We start from the raw sequence: 19985 nt of genomic DNA on the forward strand, positions 1-19985 counted from the left end.
TCGTCCTGTAGAACACATTTCATCGCCTTAGATCATTTTATATCCCATTCGTCTCGCCTCGATGAAAGCAGCAGCAAGAAAGGCGAAGACCCCCCAAAGGATCCATGCTGCCCCACGTCCAACGAGTAAGGGATCCGTTCCATACAGAGATGTGCCCCACGTTAGAACGATTCCGTCTAAAAATGTAGCCACTAACAGTCCGAGACTGACACCCGGCACCATCTGTTCAGCATTCAAGCATGCAACTTTTTTTATGATGATGACGGAAATCCACGAAACCGGTAAACCAATCAGGAAGGCAATCACGTTTCCAACATTTTCGAACATGCCGATTCCAGATCCGAATCTGACTGACAGGGCACCGACGAACCAAAATGCTGCACCAAGTACGACCAAGACGATAGTTTGTCCTTTCGAGAATAGAGGGGGCTTATCATGTGTCATTTGTATTTCCTCCTTAAAGATGTAGTGTTTACTACATAAATAAATGTAGCATCTACTACGCTTTTTGACAATGCCATGGTGTATCGATTGTAACTGTCACAATATTTTTATCGAAGTGATTTCGTTTTCGTGAAAAACAACTTGAATAATCGCCGATTCAGCTATAAAAAAGGTCAATCGATGACGATAGATAGGTACAGATTGTTCTTTTGAAAAACTGTCTTAGTACATGAACGATACATAGAAGGAGTTAATGACACCATGAATGAAACCTTACCGAGACCGCTACGCTCACCAGCGATTTTGTCGAGCCTTGAAGCAAACGTCGCGATGATCTGTTTTGATCGCCAACGACGCGTCGTCGACGTCAATGACTTGTTTGCGAAAACGATGAAATATAAACGAGACGAGATGATTGGCTTACAACACCATACGTTTTGCACACCAGAATTCGCGAACAGCCGTGAGTATCAGGACTTTTGGACACGTCTGTTTTCGGGCTTCAGTACAGCGGATAAAATCAAACGAGTCGATGCCCGGGGCGACATCTTGTGGCTTGAAGCAACCTACATGCCGATTTTTGAAGGAGAAGAGGTCGTCGGTGTCGTCAAGATTGCGAGTAACATTACGGACCGGATCGACCGCGTGCAAGGATATGCGAAAAGCTTCCAGACGCTTGCTGAAGGACTGAATTTGCAATCGGTTCAAGGATCGAAAGAGGGCAACCAGCTTCAAGAGACGATGACTACGATCGCGAGTGAAACGGCAGAAAACCAACAGACGTTCGAAACGCTGTATGACCAAGCCATCGAGATCACGAAGATTGCTGATACGATCAAGGAGATTGCTGCCCGGACGAACCTGTTGTCACTGAACGCAGCAATCGAAGCGGCACGTGCTGGAGAACACGGTAAAGGCTTTACGGTCGTTGCAAGTGAAGTCAAAAACTTATCGGACCTAGTCGGCAGTGCAGTTATCGAAGTGCGCACGAATACGGAAACGATGAATCGTCAAATCATGGCGATGATGAAAAAGATTGAAGCGTCCCATCTCGAAGTCGCGTCGAGCCTTGCGACGGTAAAAGAAACGATGCAACGCTTTACCGCAATCGAAGAGGTCGCACGACAACTCGAGCAGCAAACAGAGGATTTCCGGTCGTTCATTTAAAACAATTACATGCGATATTTCAGCAATGTGAGGGAATCACATTGCTTTTTTGATAGTGTTGAATTATCTAGGAAATGATAATGGAGTCATGAGAGTAGATAGTCAGGAGGATAAAAATGAAGCAATTTTGGAATAGATTCATCGATCAACAATATGCGAAACCACGGGGAATCATTGGAGCGTCAATTGGTGAGATCATGGTCCGGCAACATCATGAAGAAATGAAATGGACGATCGACATACTTAACGTTCAGGCAGGAGAAACTTTTCTAGAACTCGGTACAGGTGCGGGACATGGCATTGCCTATTTGCTTTCGCAAACAGACACGAAGCACGTTACAGGTCTCGATCTGTCAAAGACGATGGTCCGGTCAGCAACTTTTCGTAATCGGCAAGCGATTCAAGCAAACCGAGCGACGATTCAACAAGCAGATATTAATCATTTAAAATTACTCCATGAGACGGTCGACGGGATCTTTAGCATTCATACGGTATATTTTTGGGAATCCGTCGATCAGACATTACAAGAACTGTATTGCGCTTTACGACCAGGCGGGCGATTCGTTTTAACATACTGTGATGGAAAAGCAGGGATTGAGTGGTTAGATCTTCAAAAACAAATCGAACAGGAGTTCATTCCACTTGCTGAACAAGCTGGTTTTATAAATGTCGCATTAATACGCGGTCCAATCATTCGGTCGTTTCATACGGTAGCACTTGTGGGATATAAAGGATGTGCCCGTTGACCAAAGGGAGGAGCCACGTTATAATTCAAATAGACGTTTGAATGAACTGATAAAGGAGGCAACGTCATGGCACATGATCATCATCACCACCATCATCATACCGACAATAAAAAGGTACTGGGCCTGTCGTTCCTGATCATCACTGCGTTCATGATCGTCGAGGTCATCGGCGGGATTTGGACGAATAGTCTAGCGTTGTTATCGGACGCAGGGCATATGCTCAGTGATTCGATTTCACTTGCGATCGCTTTGTTAGCCTTCCAGTTCTCGAGTCAAGCACCGGATGCGAATAAGACGTTCGGTTCAAAACGCTTTGAAATCTTAGCCGCAATCATAAATGGCGTGACACTGATCGTCATCGCTCTCTATATTTTCATTGAAGCCATTCAACGCTTCATCGATCCACCCGCTGTCGCAACGACCGGGATGCTGATCATCAGTGTCCTTGGCTTGCTCGTCAACATTCTCGTTGCTTGGATCATGACACGTGGCGGTGGACATGAGCACAACCTCAACATGCGCGGTGCCTATCTGCATGTCTTAAGCGACATGCTTGGATCGGTCGGTGCGATTGCAGCTGCTCTTCTGATCATGTTCTTCGGTTGGGGATGGGCGGATCCACTGGCGAGTGTCATCGTGGCGATCCTCGTCTTACGGAGCGGCTATTACGTGACGAAGGCATCCGTTCACGTCTTGATGGAAGGAACGCCGAGCGATGTCGACATCGATGAGGTCGTTTCGACGATACAGACGAACGAAGCCGTCCTCGGACTACATGATCTGCACATCTGGTCGATCACGAGTGGCTATAACGCATTATCGTGTCACGTCGTCGTCAAAGAGGACATGACCGTCCGGGAGTCAGAGTCAATTCGCGAACAGATTGATCACGATTTGAAACACGTCGGTATTAACCACGCGACGATCCAGGTCGAGACGGATCAGCACGCACATGGCAATACGTTGTATTGTAACGGCAAACACGAATCGCATACGCATTAAAAAACGAGCACGCGCCCAAGTCGGACGAGTGCTCGTTTGCTTATGCTCAAATGATCGGCACCGTTGGTAGAAACAGCGTCGCGAATAGACTGATACTCAAGAACATCGAGTATCCGAAAAAGGTCGTTTTGGCATTTCCAGCAGCTCGGTTACCTAAGTACATGAATAAGACGATGGATAAGAACGTCAAACCCGTCAATACGGACGAGTGGTGTTGATCCGGCGAAGGAGCAAGCGACTGGACAAGATGCGCGAGACCAAGCGGCAGGACGATCAAAAGAAAGTAGTAGCCTAGACGTGCCTCGGATGGGACGTCGACCTGTTCCTGTTCGGTTTCATAGTCATAACGCGTTTGCGTTTTCATGGATCTTCACCTCCCTATGCGTTTTAGTATAGCGAATGAACATGTCGGCTCTGTTACAGACGGGTAAGAATGCCTTAACAGACGATGACGATGTGATGACGAAAAAAGAATGGGCAGCAATTGAGAAAAATTGTAAGATGAACAAGAAGTCGGTTAAAGAAAGGAATAAAGCATCATGTCACGTGCATTTCGTTTTATGTATGTCTCGGATTTGTTATCGACCGTCGGGACGAATTTCGTCTATATCGCGATCTACTGGTTGAGTGCGGAACAGATTAGTGCTTCCGGTGTCGCCTTGCTTGCGACCGGTGTCTTTTTGATTCGTTTTCTCGTCTCAACGTTCGTCGGACCATGGATCGACCGATTTGTCAGTGCATCGTTGTATCAAACATCATTACTCATTCGGTTGCTTGCGCTTGGGATCGCGTTAGCGGGAATCGGTCTGACGGACTTCGTCCTACCGTGGTTACTCGGCTTACTCGTCTTTCAGACGATCTTACAAATCATTGGCGGCAATGCCGTCTTCACATGGGTCGTTGATTTAGTCGAAGATGACCAATTGCCGCAAGCGAATGCGTATCTTGCAACGATCGAACGGATCGGTACGTTGAGCGGATTTTTACTCGGTGGGATGATGGTCGCCCATTTCTCGATCGCGAGTATCTTATGGCTCGATCTTGGTCTACATCTTGCCGCCTGGTTACTCGTTCGACATATGACAGGACAAGTCGCAGAAGGGGCGCGTCAAGGATCGTACCGCGAAGCGTTGCTCGAAGGGATTGGTCACGTCGTGCGTGACGGTCGCTTAAAATGGATCCTCGGTTGTGCGATCCTCGCAAACTGGATGATCACACCAATGAATACTTTACTTGCGCCATATGCGAAGGATGTCTTATCGGGAAATGCCCAGACGTTTTCTGCACTCGAACTGGCGACGGTGATCGGGGGAATCGCGATGTCGCTCCTTTACGGAAAATGGTTCGCCTCCGTACGACAGGATAAGCTGTTTCGTTTTGCCGTCGTCTTGCAAGGTCTTGCGATTGCGATTGTCGCCTATGTCTCATTCGTCCCAGTGGCTGTTGGTGGGTTCATCTTACTCGGCATGGCGCTGACGTTATTCGGGATTCCGTTTGCGACCTTATTGCAGCGCTCGACGCCTGCGCATTTGCTCGGCCGGGTCCGTACGGCGATGGTCGCTGCATCAACGGCGTGTTCTGCGCTCTGTTACGGTCTGTCGTCGTACTTGACGTCGTTCTTCAGCATCTCGTTCGTCTTTCTGTTCTTTGCCTTAAGTGGTCTTGTAATGACCAGTATCTGGTTGCTCTTTCATCGTACCGTTTCCTTTGCTGAAGAACGACAGGACAAGGTCGGATGAAATATCCGCCTTGAGGTGGAGGTAAGCGGTTTCGCACTCTTGTACACTAGAGATAGAAATGAACGATGAGGAGTGGAGTCGATGGAGAGTTTATGGATCACGGCGTTATTGTTTTTGATTCCGATCAGTGGGATGACGGTCTTCTTGAATGTACTGTGGCGCCGAATGGAAACGGAAGGCGTTTCGGAGTAATCATGAACTAAATAGTGCGTCTGCTCGCCGATGTTAGATCGGATAGCGGACGCTTTTTTCATTTGAGGCATGAATGGTCGTAGGAGAATAACCTCAGATTCGTTAAATCAACATTTCCCGTGTAAACTGATGTAGTAAGTAGTTTTATGATGTTTCGATTGAACATAAGGGGGATGAATCACCATGAAAGCAATCATTACAGGTATGAACGGAACGGTAGCACCCGTCGTTGCGGACGTCTTAGCAAAGCACGACATCGAGACAGTCGCCTGGGACCGAACGAAAGTCTCGACGACTGACGAATCCGCGATGCGCACGTTTTTAGAAACGGAACGACCAGATTATTTCTTACATATCGGGATGGGGTCTGTCAGTTGGACGGAAGCGCTCGTCCGCTTGTGCCAGGAGTATAAAATTCCGTTCTTCTTCACGAGTACGGTGTCTGTCTTCTCAGACGACGTGCCGGCACCGATTGACAAGGACGCAGTACCGGATGCGACCGACGAATACGGTGCCTATAAGATTGCCTGCGAACAAGCGATTCAAGCACTCGATCCACAAGCGAAAATCGTCCGGATCGGCTGGCAAATCGGGACGGAAGCTGGTTCGAACAACATGGTCGATTTCTTTACGAACGAGATGAAACAGCACGGCGTCATTCGAGCGAGTCGCGAATGGTATCCGTCGAGTTCGGTGCTTGAAGATACGGCTGAAGCGCTCGTTACGATTTTACTTGAACACGAAGCAGGTCTCTATCAGTTGAACGGTAACGATCGCTATTCGATGTACGACTTAGCGCGTGCCTTGAATACGCTTCACGCAAAAAACTGGACGATCGAACCGATCGATGAACCACGTCGTGATAACCGGATGGCGACGGACGTCGTCTTAGTCCGTCCATTGTCAGAACGATTGCCACTTTAATCAAACATCCCGCTCTCCTTGACGTGTGTCAAAGAGAGCGGGATTTTTTTTATTGTGCAACTGGAGTTTCTGCCGCAAAGGCAAGTGCCGGTCCGAAAATTTCGTAATACAGTTTGTCTGGTGACGCCGTGAAGTGTTCGATCACATATTGAATCATCGCTTCCGGACCACAGACGTATGTCAGATCCGTGATGCTTGCGATAACGTCTTTCGGCAGGCGACCTGCTTGATCTATCGCCTGATGTTCCGCGTAACGAACGACGCGCGCACCACGCTGCTCAAGCAAGGCAAGTTGCTCGTTAAATGGACGATTGCGTTCGTCTTGGACGGCATGATGTAACGTTATCTGTCGACCAGCAGCTAACGCTTCGTCAGCCATCGCAAGCATCGGTGTAATCCCGATACCACCGGCAATCAGCACGACGGGTTCGCCTGATGCATCAAGAGTGAAGGCACCCGCTGGCGCACTGATCAATACCGTGTCACCGACTTGCTCTGCATGTAAATAGTCCGAGACGATGCCTTCTCGTTTGACACCAATCGTATATGTCTCCGTGTTCGATGCCGTCGTCAGACTGTATTGACGATTGTGCCATAAGCCATCTTTGTCTTGAATCCGCACCGTAATGTATTGTCCGGCTCGATAAGCGGGGAGTGGACCGTCCTTGCGGAAGGTCAAGGCGCGAATCCCATCCGCTTGCTCCTCGACATCCGAAATCTCAACTGTCTGATATCCGGAAAAACCTTTTGCTTGTTCATCCTGTGCGTACAGTTCGGCTTCAAGCGTGATGAACAGATTGGCAATCTCACCATAGGCTTCTGCCCACGCGCGCAAGATGTCTGGCGTTGCGGCTTCTCCTAAGACATCTTGCATCGCTCCGAGTAATTCGTGTCCGACGATGGGATACATCTCCGGTTTGATTTGTAGACTACGGTGTTTATGGAGCACCGGTAATAAGACCGGCTTTAACGTCTCGAGTCGATCGATGTGAGCAGCAGCGGCATACACGGCGGTCGCGAGTGCTTGCGATTGACGGTCGCTTCGTTGATTCGATTGATTGAAGACATGTTTCAGTTCCGGATGAGCCTGAAACAAGCGCTGATAAAAGACTTTCGTGATCGCGGCACCGTGCGACGCAAGGACGGGAACAGTCGATTGAACGATTTGAATGGTAGAGGTTGATAACATAAGACCACTTCCTTTTCACTAAGTAATAAAGACAGTCTTAGTATTTCGCAGCCTCACCTTTAATACAACATTTAAAATACTAGATTAAAGAATACCGTGCGTTTTGTCACAAGCAGGTCAAGATTTCGTCAACGATTCGTCACGATTGATTGGAAATCCAGAGCTTCGAGAAATCAAAGTAACCGAACGAGTCGATCGTGATGTTTCGCAGTTCGATCGGATACGGAATCAGCCGCGTATCGTGATAGAACGGGATGAAATACGATTCGTCGATCAAGTAACGCTCGATCGATTGGTGGATCGGGAGCCAGTCTTCGAACGGTGTCGCATCGTATTGTTCGATCCAGGTCAGCATCTCTGGCATCTGCTGAAACAGTCGGATTGGTGGTGAGAACGTGTTCGTCATGAACTGATAAAAGGCGTACTGGATATTTCGCTCGAACACTTCGGCATGGATGGCGAGATCGATCGTATCGTAGACATGAAAATCCGTGATGCTCTCTTCAAATCCGACCTCGACGAACTCATACGGAATCCCGTCTTGATCAAATCGCTGACAGAGCCAGCGTGTCACCTTGTCCGTAAAATCAGTCAGCTTGATTCGGATCGGTTGCGTGAACAAGACGGCAGGACCATCCGGGACAGTATACGGTTGACTATAGGACTCAAGAAAACCACAGTCGTTCGGTTGTGCCCGTTCATGGAAGTCATGAATGCCACCACGGACTTCCGCGACGAGCCGGTGGATATAATGTCGCGCGGCTTTGGATTCAAACGAACCACCGGTGCGTGGATGGAGCAAGACAAGACCAAATCCGGATTGCGTTGCGATCGTATCAATCGGACTGGAGTCAGAAGCCGATGTCCGGTAGACCGGGTCATATTGCTCCGGCATCTGGATGAACTCAATCCGGTCGAGCAGGGCACGGATGCCAAAGTAATTCGGGAACGCTGTCAGAACGGTCTTCTTGTCGTCATGTTGCGTCAGTTGGAACGGTCCCGTCCCGACACCGTCCTTGATAATGCTCGTATGTATCGAGGCAAGTTGCGGCAAAATCGAACTTCGACGTTGATCGAGTGTGAGGTCGACCCGGTACGGACCGTTCGAGACGATCTGTTTTACGTGCCGGTAGGAATAAGCGTAAGCCGGATATTTAATCAAAGCACGCAAGCTCTTCGTCACTTCCTTACTCGTCAGGAGCGAACCGTCATGAAAGCGGACGTCTTTCCGTAAGAAGAGACTGAGCGTCGCCCCGTTCCAGACATAGTGATGCGCCAGTTCACCCTGAATGTTGCCGTCGCTGTCGATCGTAAACAGACGGTTGAAGACGTTCTGGACGAGATGGGCACTATGGATATCGGCTGCTTCTAACGGGTGTGTCGTCAGGAAATTTCGTTTTCGCGGAATCAATAACGCGTCAGCCGTCGTCTGTGTATAGCCGAATTTTCGTTCGAGTTGTCGCATGAAGCGTCCTGCTTGCGCCGGCGACCAGTCCCAAGTCAATTCCTCCGTCACTGATTCGATCGAGTCACGGTCAATCCGCTCGAGCATCTGTTTCGCATACTCCCGTTCGACGTGGCGCAACCAGACGAGTTCACTTAAGTTGCCTCGTCCGCGGCCGCTCGTGTAACCAATCCAGCCGTCTTCCTGCCATTTATTGAGATATCGTTTCGTTTGTTTAGGACTGAGATGGATGGCGTTGGCAAGCGTCGCAATCGAGTAGTGTCCATTTCGGCAAGTCTTCCATAACATAAAAAGATAAGCATCCATCGTCCTTCTCCTCCTTAAAAGGGGACATCTTTTTTTAATGACGTCCATTTTTCCTGTGTCTTGTCTTGTTTATGATACAGGTAGAGAATGGAAGGTGACAATATGAAATGGAAAGAAATACCGAAACCAATTAAAGTACGTCTCATCACATCGTTTTTCAACCGGGCGGTCTCGTTCTCCATCATGCCGTTCATGGCCCTCTTGTTCGTCCGGGCATTCAACGAAGTCATCGCTGGTGCATTTTTGATCGCGATGGTCTTCGTCAGCTTCATCACGAATCTGCTCGGCGGATACCTTGCCGATCGTTTTTCCCGCAAACGTCTGCTCGTCACGACTTCTGCGCTCACAGCGTTGACGTTCATCACGATGACGATCTCATTGACACTCGACTGGATGCTGTTGTTCATGGTCATCTACGCTGTCTTCTCGGTGACAAGTAATCTTGGTCGTCCGGCAATGGGGGCAATCATCATTGATGCGACGACGAAGGAAAATCGCCAAGCGGTCTATGCGCTTGACTACTGGTTGATCAATCTCTCGATCGCCATCGGTACAGCGCTCGGGGGCTGGCTCTACGTCAGTAACCAATTGCTGTTGTTCTGGATCTTAAGCTTCACGTCGTCCGTTTTACCGATCGCGTACTACCTGTTTCTTGACGACACACCAAGGACGTGGCAGCGCCAAAAACTACGTGGTGTCCTCACGGATATCTTCACGAGCTATCAACTCGCTTGGCGGGACCGTCCGTTCGTTAAGGTCGTCTTCGGTTCGATGTGTATCTTAGCGGCTGAGTTTTCGATGGGCAGTTATGTCGCCGTCCGACTCGCCGATTCGTTCGAACCACTATCATTTGCCGGGTGGTCGATCAACGGGGTCCGGATGATGAGTATCATCAACATCGAAAATACGTTGCTCGTCGTCACGTTGACGTTCATCGTCCAGCGATTAGCGAAGCGTTTGTCGCCGCGCCGGACGCTCGCTGCGGGTCTCATGCTGTACACGATCGGTTATGTTGTCGTGACGAGTGCCAATAGCATGACGGCACTGATGGTCTTCATCTTCATCGCAACGATTGGCGAGTTGCTCTACTCTCCGGTCTTGAACACACAAAAAGCAAACATGATGCCAGCCGATCAACGTGGGGCGTACTCAGCGTTCGCGGGAACGTCGTTTGCTGGAGCGGACTTACTTTCTCGGTCGACGATTCTCGTCGGGACCTTCTTGATCCCATCGATGATGAGTGTATACATCGGATTGATCCTCTTGACGGGCTTTGGATTAGTCTATACGAGTCTGTTCGTGAAGGAATCTGTCGAACGAGAGCGAAACGTATCTTAATAAGGGGGAATACAGATGAACTTACCAGATACTATCGAAACGCCACGGCACCTGTTACGCCGTTGGCAAGAAGACGATGCAGAAGCATTGTATGCTTACGCCAAGGATCCGAATGTTGGACCAAAAGCAGGCTGGGCACCGCACGCGTCACTTGACGAAAGCCGGGAAGTGATTGGCATTTTCCAAGCGTCAGTTGGCGAGTATGCCGTGACCGATAAGGAGACGGGGGCAGTCATCGGGAGCTTCGGATTTCACTTCAATCGTCGACCGGACGATTCGATCACCCATGACCGTCAAGTCGAGATCGGCTATGTCCTCGCGCCTAACTACTGGGGAGAAGGGCGGATGCCGGAAATCGTTGAAGCAATGCTTGATTTCATCTTCCGGGAACTACCGATCGATGTCGTTTGGTGTGGTCACTTTGATTTTAATGACCAATCACGCCGTGTCGTTGAGAAACTCGGGTTTACGCCTGTTCTTGACCGACCATTCGTCTTAGAACGAATCGACGGTCGGACCGTGACGAGCCATGTCTACAATTGGACGCGTGAGCGGTATGAAGCAATACAAGGGAATTGATCACTATATAAAATAAAAAGGCGTGCACCGGTGCACGCCTTTTTATTTTATATAGTGATGTCTAAATAGACATTAAAAACGAATACATTCTGTTATGGCTTAACTTTCATATCTTCATACCAAAAAAGAGAATAATCCATCATCAATGAGGGTTCATTTTGCTGCCTTAACATGGTAGTAATGTTCCCCAGGTGATACGTACCGTGATTGGCTACATGTAAAAGAATTTCTTCAAAAGTCGTTTCCCGTGGACCAGACCAAGGATTATCCACATGTATCGTCATAGTAAGAGTTGAGTTCTGATTTAAAAATAGTTGATACTTTGATGCTATATTTTTGAATGCTGTTTTGAATTCTTCAATTGTATATGCATCAGTTAATGGTAATTGACTCATCGCATCTTGTAGCGCTTGTTGAAATTCTACTTTTTCTAAAACATGAATCCACATAGTATCAACTGCAAGAATATGACTAAGTGTTTTAGCGATTGTCGGATAAGAGCTTTTCACCTCTTTATTTAATAGATTTTCAGGTAATGCATCCATATGATCTAACATCAACTGCATCGCCCAGTTGTGATATTCATACATCGTTTTTCCGGCATTCATCCAAATCGCTCCTTTAATTGTAGTAAGAACTGTCTAACTACGTTCATTATAAAAAAGGATATATGACATCTGAGTGTCATATATCCTCATATAGATTAACTATTTTTTTGGCTTCATTTCTTAATATGTCTTGTAAGTACAAGGGATGAATAACAACTACACCTGATCTGAAGCTTAATAAAATGTTGATTAACCATTCCGCATGTAAAGGTGAAGGTAACAATAAAGTCATCGTAACACTACCATCTTCTTCAAAAACCATCGATTGATGCTTAAAATGGTTTAAGACTACATGAATGGATTCAGGATGAATTCTTAACGTGATACTTTCCCGTGCGGGTTTCACGACAGCTCTGTCTCCAGGAATGGGATGGTTATCCTGAATAGATGTTGAAAGTCTTTGAAGGTTGAGCATATGTGACACTTTGAATTCGCGGTAATCATTTCTTAAATAACAATAAGCATAAAGGTACCATGTACGAAATTTATATCGTAGAAAAATGGGATCTACTTCTCGAATGGTCTGTTCCTTTTGAGCACTGATGTATTGAAACAGAACTCTTTTTGATTCTTTGATACTCTTTTGAAGATCAATTAAGAAAGTAGGCTCAATGGATTGATCAGCTAAATCAATGTGCAAATGGTTATTTTGTTCTTCTGTCGTAAGAATCGAAAGCCGTTCTAGCGTATTTTTTAAATCTTGATCATGTAATTGCGCTGATAAACTTTTCATTAAAGATAGAACATCGACCATAGAAGACGCATTTAAAAAGGTCTTATCCCATTTATAATTCTCAATAATACCGAAACCTCCATTAGTTCCATGATAAGAAGTAACGGGTATTCCAGCTGCACTAATGGTTTCAATATCTCGATAAATCGTTCTCTGAGAGACATTTAATTCACTAGCTAATTGAGCAGCCGAGATCGTAGAGCGATGCAGTAACTTAAATATGATAGTCAGTAATCGTTCGAGTTTCAAAAAATTCTCCTTTGTATTAAGCACGACTATAGTTTGAACCGTCATTCCATACAAATAATTACGTTTAGTATAATTGATTTATTCGTTCTATGGAGAGATTAAAAAGTACTTCGTAATGAATTGAATCAAAATCCAAAGAAAAAAGTATGCATCGCGCATACTTTTTGTGGTTTTCCTTATCTTATTAGATATGTTTGGGTTGTAAATCTAATTCAATATGTAATTTTGACCTATTTATTTAAGAATTTATTCGGCGATAAGACAGCTACCACTTTGAAGTCGGGAAGCTAACACCAAAAAAATGAAAATTACTTATGAATCATAAAAATGTAAAATCAAAGGTTACGTATGGAAAAGGAAGTAAGTTAAAATTCGGTTCAATTCAAATAAAGTCCATATCTAAATAAGAAGGAGAGTGGGAAAAAATGAATCAGGTTGCAGCCATAAGTATGCTAGGAAACGTCTTTATTTTTATAGTCGTTTTATACTTTAATCAGAACCAAATCGTTTCTTCAGTGCTTTGAGACGTTTGACTGATCTTGTTTAGATTCGCGAATAAAAGCGACTGTCATTGTAATGGCAGCAACAACATATCCGACGAGTACAGAGGTCAATTCCGACCAATCAAATACAGAACGGAGAATGATTTGGGGAACAAAATAGACGAGCAATGCAATCGGCAAAATCCATGTCTTCGTCTTCCATGCCGTGATTAGAATCCAGGCAATTAGAAGGGCGCCAATTAACCACCCGACGCTTGGAGATAAAGTGATTTTGGGCGAATCAATGAGTCCGTTGACGATCAACAGTCCGACGATTAGAAGAACATGAACACTTCCATGAATACCATAACGCATGATGCGAGGGCGAGCGCCATCACGTAATGCGTCTTGACGGAATAAAAACGCCAGGGTCGTCAAATAAACAGCGCTAATCAGCAGGAAGCCACCAACTAGCAAGATACTGAATGTCGTTGTTCCATTCAGCAGATTTTGGAGATAGAGAAAACTCGATGCACCGAGAAAGACTTGCATGACGATCCAAAATGCTTCTATCGGATCGAACGCCATCTCTTTAGAAATCGACTGGATGTAGTCGGCCGGACTGTCACCTGTGATCGCGCGAACCGATTTGCCATCCGCTTCCGCTTCAATCAGATGGTCTTCGAGTTCAAGGACGATCTCGTTCGTCGCTTGTTCATTTTTTCCCGAAGCAAGCAGGTAGACTTTCAAGTCTTCCAAAAATCGGGTTGATTCCGTTGATAGGGTCATCTCAATCATCCTCCTTTAAAATACTTTCAACACTTGTCGAAAGGTGTTGCCATCTTTCCTTGAATGCGGCGAGTTCTTCTGCACCGCTCGTCGTGATCGAATAATACTTCCGTTTTGGACCGGACGGAGAGACGCGTGAAGTCGCTTCGATCCAGCCCAGTTTTTGCATCCGGATCAATAAGGGATAGATCGTTCCTTCGCTGATGTCAGCGAAACCGTATGCTTTAAGTTTCGTCGCCAGTTCGTAACCATAAATCTCTTCTTCCGCGATCAGTGCAAGTAAACAACCGTCGAGAATCCCCTTTAACATTTGCGTCGATGACATCCGCATCATCCTTTCGCTACTTGGTATTACAAGGTAATGATATACCAAGCTATTTTGTATTGCAAGGTAGCTGGAGGAAAAAGATTTATTTCCCTGAAAAAAAGGTAAATAAATCATAAAGTAGATACGTCGCTTGTTTAGAAAAGGGAGGTATTGATCGTGGATAAGCGGAATACTGTCGTCTCGGCAACCGTCGTCTTCATCATCATGGGTATCGTCATGGCTGTCTCTGCGTTTGGTTTCGGCATTCGTTATGGTGAACCGGAGTTGTTACGTATCGCGATCTTCGGTGAAGTCGCAACAGCGATTTTTCTCGTCTGGTACATTCGTCGTCATGCCACGTTTGCTGCCGTCGGGTTTTCGAAATTGCAGTCGCGGGGTCTAATCTGGTACATTCCGTTACTGCTGATCGTTCTCGTTCAAGTCGGATTGATCGTCAATGCGTTGTTCACGTCCTCGATATCATCATCGTCACTCCAACTTGTCGGAATCGTCTTCCTGACGACCTTATTCGTCGGTTTCAATGAGGAAGTCTTGTTTCGCGGCATCATCTTACGTTATCTTCGACCGAACGAACATCCGTATCGTGCCGTCCTCATCAGTGCGCTTCTGTTCTCATCTTTCCACTTGCTTAATTTGATCGCCTTGATTCCGCCGGCAGCGATGTTGTTCCAACTTACGAACACATTCGTCTTTGGTGTGTTCTTAGCGATCATCGCACTGAAGCTGAATAACCTCTGGCCATTAATCATTTTCCATGCGTTGTGGGATTTCGCGAGCATCGCTGCGGATGTCGTGAACGTCAATTTAGGCATCACTCCTCTTTTGACACAAGCTTATCTACTCGTCGCGATCGTCATTCAATTGATCTTGTTGAAACGACATGATCTCAGTCACCTGAATGGACCGATGAATCCACGTAACGTTTGAATAGTTGACTCTCCGTTTTTTGACGGGGAGTTTTTATATGGGATAAAGGTAGTATCAATGATTAATATGTAATATATTACTTATATGAAACCTACAGATGATTTAGCCATTGCACGACTTCCTCTTAGTGAGGAAGTGTATCGACGTTTGCAACATCACATCATCACCTTACGCCTCGCCCCAGGCGAGAAGGTGAACGATCAAGCGCTCGCGGAAATGTTCGGAGTCAGCCGAACACCGGTCCGCGAAGCCTTGAAACGACTCGAGGAGGAAGGATTGATTTTTGCGAAACGGGGCTCGCGGACGATCGTGACAGAGCTTGACGCTGAACAGGCACAGCAAACCTATCCGATTATCGCGACGTTGCACGGGCTATCAGCGCGTCTAGCGGGACCACTCTTGACGGAAGACGACTTGATGGAACTTCAAACGATTCACCAACAGTTCACGACGGCAATCGATCAACAGGAGACGGAGACAGCGCTGACGCTTGACGATGCCTTTCACGATGTTTTTGTGTTGCGCAGTCAGAACGCTCAGCTACGGGAAACGATTCGCCGATTGACGCCGCTGATCCGCCGGCTCGAATACGCCCAGTTCGATCGACTCGGTCGTCAATCGATTGCCGATCATGCGGCGATTTTGATTGCATGTCAACAACGGGATGTCGAGCAGCTCGTCCAGGCGACGGAACATAACTGGAACGGGCTCGGACGTTTACTCGTCTCGACACTAAAGGAGGAGCGCTGATGCGACCAATCATTTATGGGATCTTGGCGGCGATGTTCTTTGCCGTCACCTTCATCTTGAATCAATCGATGCAAGGAGCAGGGGGGCACTGGATCTACAGTGCGTCGCTTCGCTTCTTCTTGATGTTGCCGTTCTTCGTCGTCATCGTCTTGATGCGTCGGGGAATTGGTCGCGTCTTACAGGCACTGCGAGCAGACTTCGGTTTTTGGTTACTGTACGGAACGATCGGTTTCGGACTGTTTTACGGTAGCATCTGTCTCGCTGCCGATCATGCACCGGGCTGGCTGATTGCCGGAACGTGGCAATTGACGATTTTAGCCGGACCACTGCTTGCACCCTTGTTCAAGCAACGGATTCCGTGGTCGGCTCTCAAGTATTCCGTCTTGATCGTCCTCGGTGTCGTCGTCATGCAGTTATCCGTCGCTGGAAGTCTATCGCTACAATCCTTACTGCTCGGTGCCTTGCCGGTGCTCGTCGCTGCGATTGCCTATCCGCTCGGTAACCGGAAGATGATGGAACGGTATGGGGATGAGCTCGATGTCTTTGAACGGATCCTTGGAATGACGATCGCGAGTCTACCGTTTTGGATCGTGCTCTCCATGATTGCTTACATACAAGTCGGCTTACCGAGTGTCAGTCAAGTGACCCAGTCCGGCTTCGTCGCATTATTCTCAGGCGTCATCGCGACATCGCTCTTCTTCTACGCGACGTCACTCGTCCGGACGGAACCGGTCCGGTTAGCTGCGATCGAAGCGACGCAGTCGTTTGAGATCGTCTTTACCGTTCTCGGCGAGATTTTGTTTCTCCATGCGGGACTGCCGACGGGACTCGCGACACTCGGGATCATCCTCGTCATGCTCGGGATGACGTTGCATAGCTTGAATCAGGCGGAGCGGACGGTCGTCCGTCCTGCGAAACGAAAAATCAATTGAGAAAGTAGGCTGTCAGATGGTTTTAACAGGTACACTCGTCAATACCGTCCTGATCATCGTCGGGACGTTGCTCGGATTGATGTTCCACCGGATTCCGGAACGGATGAAGGAGACGGTCTTGCAAGCGATTGGTCTAGCCGTCGTCGTCCTCGGGATCCAGATGGGAATGAAAAGCACGAACTTTTTGATCGTCATCGGTAGTCTTGTTCTCGGAGGTGCGATCGGGGAATGGTTCCGTCTCGATGAGAAGCTCGACCGGATGGGGGCATGGCTCGAGCGTAAGATCAGTCGCGGTCGTCCATCAAATATCGCCGAAGGCTTCGTCACCGCGACGTTGATTTTCGTCATCGGAGCGATGGGTGTCCTCGGTGCGCTCGACGGTGGACTGCGTCAGGATCACGACGTCCTCTATACGAAGGGGTTGATTGACGGCTTCACGGCGCTCGTCCTCAGTTCAACGCTCGGGATTGGCGTCATGTTCTCAGCGATTCCCGTCTTCCTCTATCAAGGGGCGATTGCACTGAGTGCCGTTGCGATCACGAAGTTCATTCCCGACGCCGCGTTGCAAGAATTCATCTTGGAGATGACGGCGACTGGTGGAGTGATGATTGCAGCGATTGGTCTCAATCTAGCCGGAATCACGAAGATCCGCGTCGCGAACTTGTTACCGGGCATCGTCATCGTCGCTGTCATCGTGACGGGCTTACATCTATTCTAACGAGACATCCCCGCCTGTCCGAAAGGACGAGCGGGGATGTTGTGTTATGACTCGATCAATTCATGTGTCTCGTATGCAGTGATTGTATGTCCATCGTAATGGAAGTCATGCAGTAATGGATGCTCGGTCGAAAGCACGACCGGTAAGTAGTGCCGGAGGTTGCTGATGATGCCCATGTTATCGTCGTCTAGAATCCAGTCGAGTGCTTTCCAATCGAGGATTCCTTCAACTGTCATGACCGGTGTTGGAAATGGACGATCTTCTAAATCAGCCAGGTAGAGGTACATGCCAGATGTCTCTTTCCCGTGCAAGCGGACGATTCCTTTTGGTGTCACTGAGGTGAGCGTGATGCCTGTCTCTTCGAATGTCTCGCGGATGACGGCGGCTTCCGGTGTTTCGCCCGGTTCGATCTTACCACCGACACCGTTCCACATGCCCATCGCTGGACGTTTTTGTCGATTGACGAGTAAAAAGTGGTCTGCGTGGCGGATTAAACAAAGCGTATAACGATCCATGGTTTACGACTCCCGTCCTAAAAAGTGTGTGTTGTACAGCATCTCGAATTGGGCGGGACCTGCGACCGGTAACTCGGTCGTCGTCGTTTCTTCAATCCGTAACGTCCGCTCAGTCAACGTCTTTTGTCCAGTTGGCGTCCGCATCGCGACGAGGCGACCTTTATTGAACGGCGAAGCGTCGCTCTGCTGGATGATCTGTTCCATCTTCGATAAGTCATCTGTTGTAATGGATGTCTCGCGGTCGAACCGGTAGCCTGTCACAAACTCTGCTTGTCCTGTTCGCTTCATCTCAAGTGTGTCATTATTGATGATCCGGTAACTGCCGCTAGCGGAATGAACGGTTTCCCCACTCAACGGAACAGGAACGAGCGGTAAATTAACGCCGAAGCCGGTATCAAGCAGGTGTGTTTCATTCCAAATGATCGCGACATGGGTCGGTCCGGTCGCTGACCAGGCGTCCGACTTCGTATCGTAAACAGTCGCTTGCACGAGTCGTACGGGACAATTTCGTTCCTGCAGGACCCGGTGCAACAGTCCGTTTAAGTCATAACAGACACCACCGCGTCGCTCTGTCAGAAATGTCTCGATGAAGCGCTCGTCGCTAAACGGACGGATTCGTTTCTCAAGGACAGTCGTATTCTCGAACGGTAACTGATAGGCGAAGGCTTCGAGTAAGTCAGGTAATTGATCAAACGTGATGGCATCGAGCGGAAACGCAATTCGCTGTTCTAAGTCTTTCATCCAATCCATCTTTAGTCCCTCCTTTGTTCACTACCTGATTATCCCATATTGCTTCAGAAAATGTGAATTTTAGTCTATATTATCTGAAAATAAGGATTTCCCTTTTGTTCAATGTAAATCTTTGATATGCTGAGACAGGATTAATTAAGAATGATTCTCAGTGTCGAATCACGAATTAAAGGAGGTCTCACCATGAGACGGAAAACTTGGATGACAGCGTTGACGCTCCTCGTGTTGAGCAGTTTGATGCTTGCAGCTTGTTCAGGTCAAGCAGAGCAAAAGAACGAAAAGACGCGGACGATCACGCACGAAGCAGGAAAAACGAAAGTACCGGAACAACCGAAGAAGGTCGTCGCGCTCGAATTCTCGTTCGTTGATGCGTTAGACGAACTCGGCATCACACCGGTCGGGATTGCACAAGAAAACAAGACCGATGTCTCTGGATTACTCGGAAAAGACATCGAGTTCACGGAAGTCGGTACACGCCAACAACCGAATCTTGAAGTGATCAGTTCCTTGCAACCGGATTTGATCATCGGCGACTTCAACCGTCATAAAGGAATCTATAAACAACTACAAAAAATCGCACCGACGATCATCTTGAAGAGTCGCAATGCGACGTATGAAGAGAACATCGATTCGTTCAAGACGATTGCGGAAGCGGTCGGCAAAACAAAACAGATGAACGATCGCCTTGCGCTTCATGAAGAGCGCTTGCAGGCAGCGAAGAAGAAGGTTGATCCAAACGATGACCGGAAAGTCATGGTTGGTGTCTTCCGCGCCGATTCACTGACAGCACACGGTGAGACGTCGTTTGACGGTGAGTTGCTCGAGAAGATCGGTATCGAGAATGCCGTTACGAAAACATCGGAACCGACTGTGACAATCACGTTAGAGCAGATGGTCAAGTGGGATCCGGACGTCATCTTCATGGCGGAAGCCGATCCGAAGTTACTGAAAGAGTGGAAGGATAATCCGCTCTGGAATCAGATCACAGCGGTTAAAAACGGAGAAGTCTATGAAGTCAATCGTGACCTCTGGACACGTTACCGTGGTCTGGACGCTGCTGAACAAATCGTTGACGAAGCAATTCAATTGCTCAAACAGAAATAACGAACGACA

At 47.7% G+C, this 19985-nt stretch carries 22 protein-coding genes; 12 read left to right on the plus strand and 10 right to left on the minus strand.

The annotated features are described in order from the left end of the window. Positions 1–27: 27 nt before the first annotated feature. Positions 28–444 carry a hypothetical protein gene (locus tag AYO36_RS15295; protein WP_064300908.1) on the minus strand — a complete coding sequence of 139 codons (417 nt, stop codon included), beginning with the start codon at positions 442–444 and terminating at the stop codon, positions 28–30. Positions 445–705: 261 nt separating this feature from the next. Between AYO36_RS15295 and AYO36_RS17150 the strand changes: the two genes are divergently transcribed. From AYO36_RS17150 to AYO36_RS15310, 3 genes are all read left to right on the plus strand, one after another. Next, positions 706–1611: a methyl-accepting chemotaxis protein gene (locus AYO36_RS17150; RefSeq protein WP_064300909.1), complete on the plus strand. Its 906-nt coding sequence runs from the start codon at positions 706–708 to the stop codon at positions 1609–1611. Positions 1612–1727: 116 nt separating this feature from the next. Beyond that, positions 1728–2357: a class I SAM-dependent methyltransferase gene (locus AYO36_RS15305; RefSeq protein WP_064300910.1), complete on the plus strand. Its 630-nt coding sequence runs from the start codon at positions 1728–1730 to the stop codon at positions 2355–2357. Positions 2358–2423: 66 nt separating this feature from the next. Further along, positions 2424–3359 (plus strand): cation diffusion facilitator family transporter, encoded by a 936-nt coding sequence (locus AYO36_RS15310; protein WP_064300911.1) that lies wholly within the window; start codon positions 2424–2426, stop codon positions 3357–3359. A gap of 46 nt (positions 3360–3405) precedes the next feature. Here the strand turns inward: AYO36_RS15310 and AYO36_RS15315 are convergent, their stop codons facing one another. Continuing rightward, complete coding sequence (locus AYO36_RS15315; RefSeq protein ID WP_064300912.1) at positions 3406–3723, minus strand: hypothetical protein; 318 nt, start codon at positions 3721–3723, stop codon at positions 3406–3408. Positions 3724–3898: 175 nt separating this feature from the next. On the opposite strand from AYO36_RS15315, the gene AYO36_RS15320 reads away from it, so the two are divergent. After that, the gene (locus tag AYO36_RS15320; RefSeq protein ID WP_064300913.1) at positions 3899–5098 is read left to right on the plus strand and encodes an MFS transporter; all 1200 of its coding nucleotides are present in this window, start codon (positions 3899–3901) and stop codon (positions 5096–5098) included. Positions 5099–5473: 375 nt separating this feature from the next. After that, on the plus strand, positions 5474–6214 hold the full coding sequence (locus AYO36_RS15325; protein ID WP_064300914.1) for a sugar nucleotide-binding protein: 741 nt from the start codon (positions 5474–5476) through the stop codon (positions 6212–6214). A gap of 49 nt (positions 6215–6263) precedes the next feature. On the opposite strand, the gene AYO36_RS15330 is transcribed toward AYO36_RS15325, so the two are convergent. Continuing rightward, a complete protein-coding gene (locus tag AYO36_RS15330) occupies positions 6264–7403 on the minus strand; it encodes a globin domain-containing protein (RefSeq protein ID WP_064300915.1) in 1140 nt (379 codons plus the stop codon). A gap of 139 nt (positions 7404–7542) precedes the next feature. Continuing rightward, positions 7543–9174 carry an ABC transporter substrate-binding protein gene (locus AYO36_RS15335; RefSeq protein WP_064300916.1) on the minus strand — a complete coding sequence of 544 codons (1632 nt, stop codon included), beginning with the start codon at positions 9172–9174 and terminating at the stop codon, positions 7543–7545. Between the two features lie 102 nt (positions 9175–9276). On the opposite strand from AYO36_RS15335, the gene AYO36_RS15340 reads away from it, so the two are divergent. Beyond that, the gene (locus AYO36_RS15340; protein ID WP_064300917.1) at positions 9277–10512 is read left to right on the plus strand and encodes an MDR family MFS transporter; all 1236 of its coding nucleotides are present in this window, start codon (positions 9277–9279) and stop codon (positions 10510–10512) included. 15 nt (positions 10513–10527) lie between these two features. Next, positions 10528–11091, plus strand: a complete 564-nt coding sequence (locus AYO36_RS15345) for a GNAT family N-acetyltransferase (protein WP_064300918.1) — start codon at positions 10528–10530, stop codon at positions 11089–11091. Between the two features lie 92 nt (positions 11092–11183). On the opposite strand, the gene AYO36_RS15350 is transcribed toward AYO36_RS15345, so the two are convergent. The 4 genes from AYO36_RS15350 to AYO36_RS15365 all read right to left on the minus strand — a co-directional run bounded on the left by AYO36_RS15350 (position 11184) and on the right by AYO36_RS15365 (position 14277). Then, complete coding sequence (locus AYO36_RS15350; RefSeq protein ID WP_064300919.1) at positions 11184–11699, minus strand: DinB family protein; 516 nt, start codon at positions 11697–11699, stop codon at positions 11184–11186. Between the two features lie 76 nt (positions 11700–11775). Then, on the minus strand, positions 11776–12681 hold the full coding sequence (locus AYO36_RS15355) for a helix-turn-helix transcriptional regulator (protein ID WP_064300920.1): 906 nt from the start codon (positions 12679–12681) through the stop codon (positions 11776–11778). Between the two features lie 512 nt (positions 12682–13193). Further along, positions 13194–13952 carry a hypothetical protein gene (locus AYO36_RS15360; RefSeq protein WP_064300921.1) on the minus strand — a complete coding sequence of 253 codons (759 nt, stop codon included), beginning with the start codon at positions 13950–13952 and terminating at the stop codon, positions 13194–13196. A 1-nt stretch (position 13953) separates the two neighbouring features. Beyond that, positions 13954–14277: a PadR family transcriptional regulator gene (locus tag AYO36_RS15365; protein ID WP_064300922.1), complete on the minus strand. Its 324-nt coding sequence runs from the start codon at positions 14275–14277 to the stop codon at positions 13954–13956. 159 nt (positions 14278–14436) lie between these two features. Here AYO36_RS15365 and AYO36_RS15370 point away from each other — a divergent pair, with 159 nt between their 5' ends. The 4 genes from AYO36_RS15370 (at position 14437) to AYO36_RS15385 (ending at position 17607) form a co-directional block, all read left to right on the plus strand. Further along, complete coding sequence (locus tag AYO36_RS15370; RefSeq protein WP_064300923.1) at positions 14437–15207, plus strand: CPBP family intramembrane glutamic endopeptidase; 771 nt, start codon at positions 14437–14439, stop codon at positions 15205–15207. An 84-nt stretch (positions 15208–15291) separates the two neighbouring features. Beyond that, positions 15292–15957, plus strand: a complete 666-nt coding sequence (locus AYO36_RS15375; RefSeq protein ID WP_064300924.1) for a GntR family transcriptional regulator — start codon at positions 15292–15294, stop codon at positions 15955–15957. Further along, positions 15957–16889 (plus strand): DMT family transporter, encoded by a 933-nt coding sequence (locus AYO36_RS15380; protein WP_064300925.1) that lies wholly within the window; start codon positions 15957–15959, stop codon positions 16887–16889. Before AYO36_RS15375 ends, AYO36_RS15380 begins: the two co-directional genes overlap by 1 nt. A gap of 16 nt (positions 16890–16905) precedes the next feature. Beyond that, positions 16906–17607 (plus strand): DUF554 domain-containing protein, encoded by a 702-nt coding sequence (locus AYO36_RS15385; protein WP_035397505.1) that lies wholly within the window; start codon positions 16906–16908, stop codon positions 17605–17607. Between the two features lie 44 nt (positions 17608–17651). Here AYO36_RS15385 and AYO36_RS15390 read toward each other — a convergent pair whose 3' ends face one another. Then, on the minus strand, positions 17652–18122 hold the full coding sequence (locus AYO36_RS15390) for an NUDIX hydrolase (protein WP_064300926.1): 471 nt from the start codon (positions 18120–18122) through the stop codon (positions 17652–17654). Positions 18123–18125: 3 nt separating this feature from the next. Further along, positions 18126–18872, minus strand: a complete 747-nt coding sequence (locus AYO36_RS15395; RefSeq protein ID WP_082874264.1) for an arylamine N-acetyltransferase family protein — start codon at positions 18870–18872, stop codon at positions 18126–18128. Between the two features lie 183 nt (positions 18873–19055). Between AYO36_RS15395 and AYO36_RS15400 the strand changes: the two genes are divergently transcribed. Continuing rightward, on the plus strand, positions 19056–19976 hold the full coding sequence (locus AYO36_RS15400) for an ABC transporter substrate-binding protein (protein ID WP_064300927.1): 921 nt from the start codon (positions 19056–19058) through the stop codon (positions 19974–19976). Positions 19977–19985: the final 9 nt, after the last annotated feature.

This window comes from Exiguobacterium sp. KKBO11, assembly GCF_001644945.1.
Taxonomy (GTDB): domain Bacteria; phylum Bacillota; class Bacilli; order Exiguobacteriales; family Exiguobacteriaceae; genus Exiguobacterium_A; species Exiguobacterium_A abrahamii.

What these genes read in the sequence shown, in the direction of transcription:
- AYO36_RS15295 (WP_064300908.1), bottom strand. Translation starts at nt 444, where the DNA reads ATGACACATGATAAGCCCCCTCTATTCTCGAAAGGACAAACTATCGTC.
- AYO36_RS17150 (WP_064300909.1), top strand. Translation starts at nt 706, where the DNA reads ATGAATGAAACCTTACCGAGACCGCTACGCTCACCAGCGATTTTGTCG.
- AYO36_RS15305 (WP_064300910.1), top strand. Translation starts at nt 1,728, where the DNA reads ATGAAGCAATTTTGGAATAGATTCATCGATCAACAATATGCGAAACCA.
- AYO36_RS15310 (WP_064300911.1), top strand. Translation starts at nt 2,424, where the DNA reads ATGGCACATGATCATCATCACCACCATCATCATACCGACAATAAAAAG.
- AYO36_RS15315 (WP_064300912.1), bottom strand. Translation starts at nt 3,723, where the DNA reads ATGAAAACGCAAACGCGTTATGACTATGAAACCGAACAGGAACAGGTC.
- AYO36_RS15320 (WP_064300913.1), top strand. Translation starts at nt 3,899, where the DNA reads ATGTCACGTGCATTTCGTTTTATGTATGTCTCGGATTTGTTATCGACC.
- AYO36_RS15325 (WP_064300914.1), top strand. Translation starts at nt 5,474, where the DNA reads ATGAAAGCAATCATTACAGGTATGAACGGAACGGTAGCACCCGTCGTT.
- AYO36_RS15330 (WP_064300915.1), bottom strand. Translation starts at nt 7,403, where the DNA reads ATGTTATCAACCTCTACCATTCAAATCGTTCAATCGACTGTTCCCGTC.
- AYO36_RS15335 (WP_064300916.1), bottom strand. Translation starts at nt 9,174, where the DNA reads ATGGATGCTTATCTTTTTATGTTATGGAAGACTTGCCGAAATGGACAC.
- AYO36_RS15340 (WP_064300917.1), top strand. Translation starts at nt 9,277, where the DNA reads ATGAAATGGAAAGAAATACCGAAACCAATTAAAGTACGTCTCATCACA.
- AYO36_RS15345 (WP_064300918.1), top strand. Translation starts at nt 10,528, where the DNA reads ATGAACTTACCAGATACTATCGAAACGCCACGGCACCTGTTACGCCGT.
- AYO36_RS15350 (WP_064300919.1), bottom strand. Translation starts at nt 11,699, where the DNA reads ATGAATGCCGGAAAAACGATGTATGAATATCACAACTGGGCGATGCAG.
- AYO36_RS15360 (WP_064300921.1), bottom strand. Translation starts at nt 13,952, where the DNA reads ATGACCCTATCAACGGAATCAACCCGATTTTTGGAAGACTTGAAAGTC.
- AYO36_RS15365 (WP_064300922.1), bottom strand. Translation starts at nt 14,277, where the DNA reads ATGTCATCGACGCAAATGTTAAAGGGGATTCTCGACGGTTGTTTACTT.
- AYO36_RS15375 (WP_064300924.1), top strand. Translation starts at nt 15,292, where the DNA reads ATGAAACCTACAGATGATTTAGCCATTGCACGACTTCCTCTTAGTGAG.
- AYO36_RS15380 (WP_064300925.1), top strand. Translation starts at nt 15,957, where the DNA reads ATGCGACCAATCATTTATGGGATCTTGGCGGCGATGTTCTTTGCCGTC.
- AYO36_RS15385 (WP_035397505.1), top strand. Translation starts at nt 16,906, where the DNA reads ATGGTTTTAACAGGTACACTCGTCAATACCGTCCTGATCATCGTCGGG.
- AYO36_RS15390 (WP_064300926.1), bottom strand. Translation starts at nt 18,122, where the DNA reads ATGGATCGTTATACGCTTTGTTTAATCCGCCACGCAGACCACTTTTTA.
- AYO36_RS15395 (WP_082874264.1), bottom strand. Translation starts at nt 18,872, where the DNA reads ATGGATTGGATGAAAGACTTAGAACAGCGAATTGCGTTTCCGCTCGAT.
- AYO36_RS15400 (WP_064300927.1), top strand. Translation starts at nt 19,056, where the DNA reads ATGAGACGGAAAACTTGGATGACAGCGTTGACGCTCCTCGTGTTGAGC.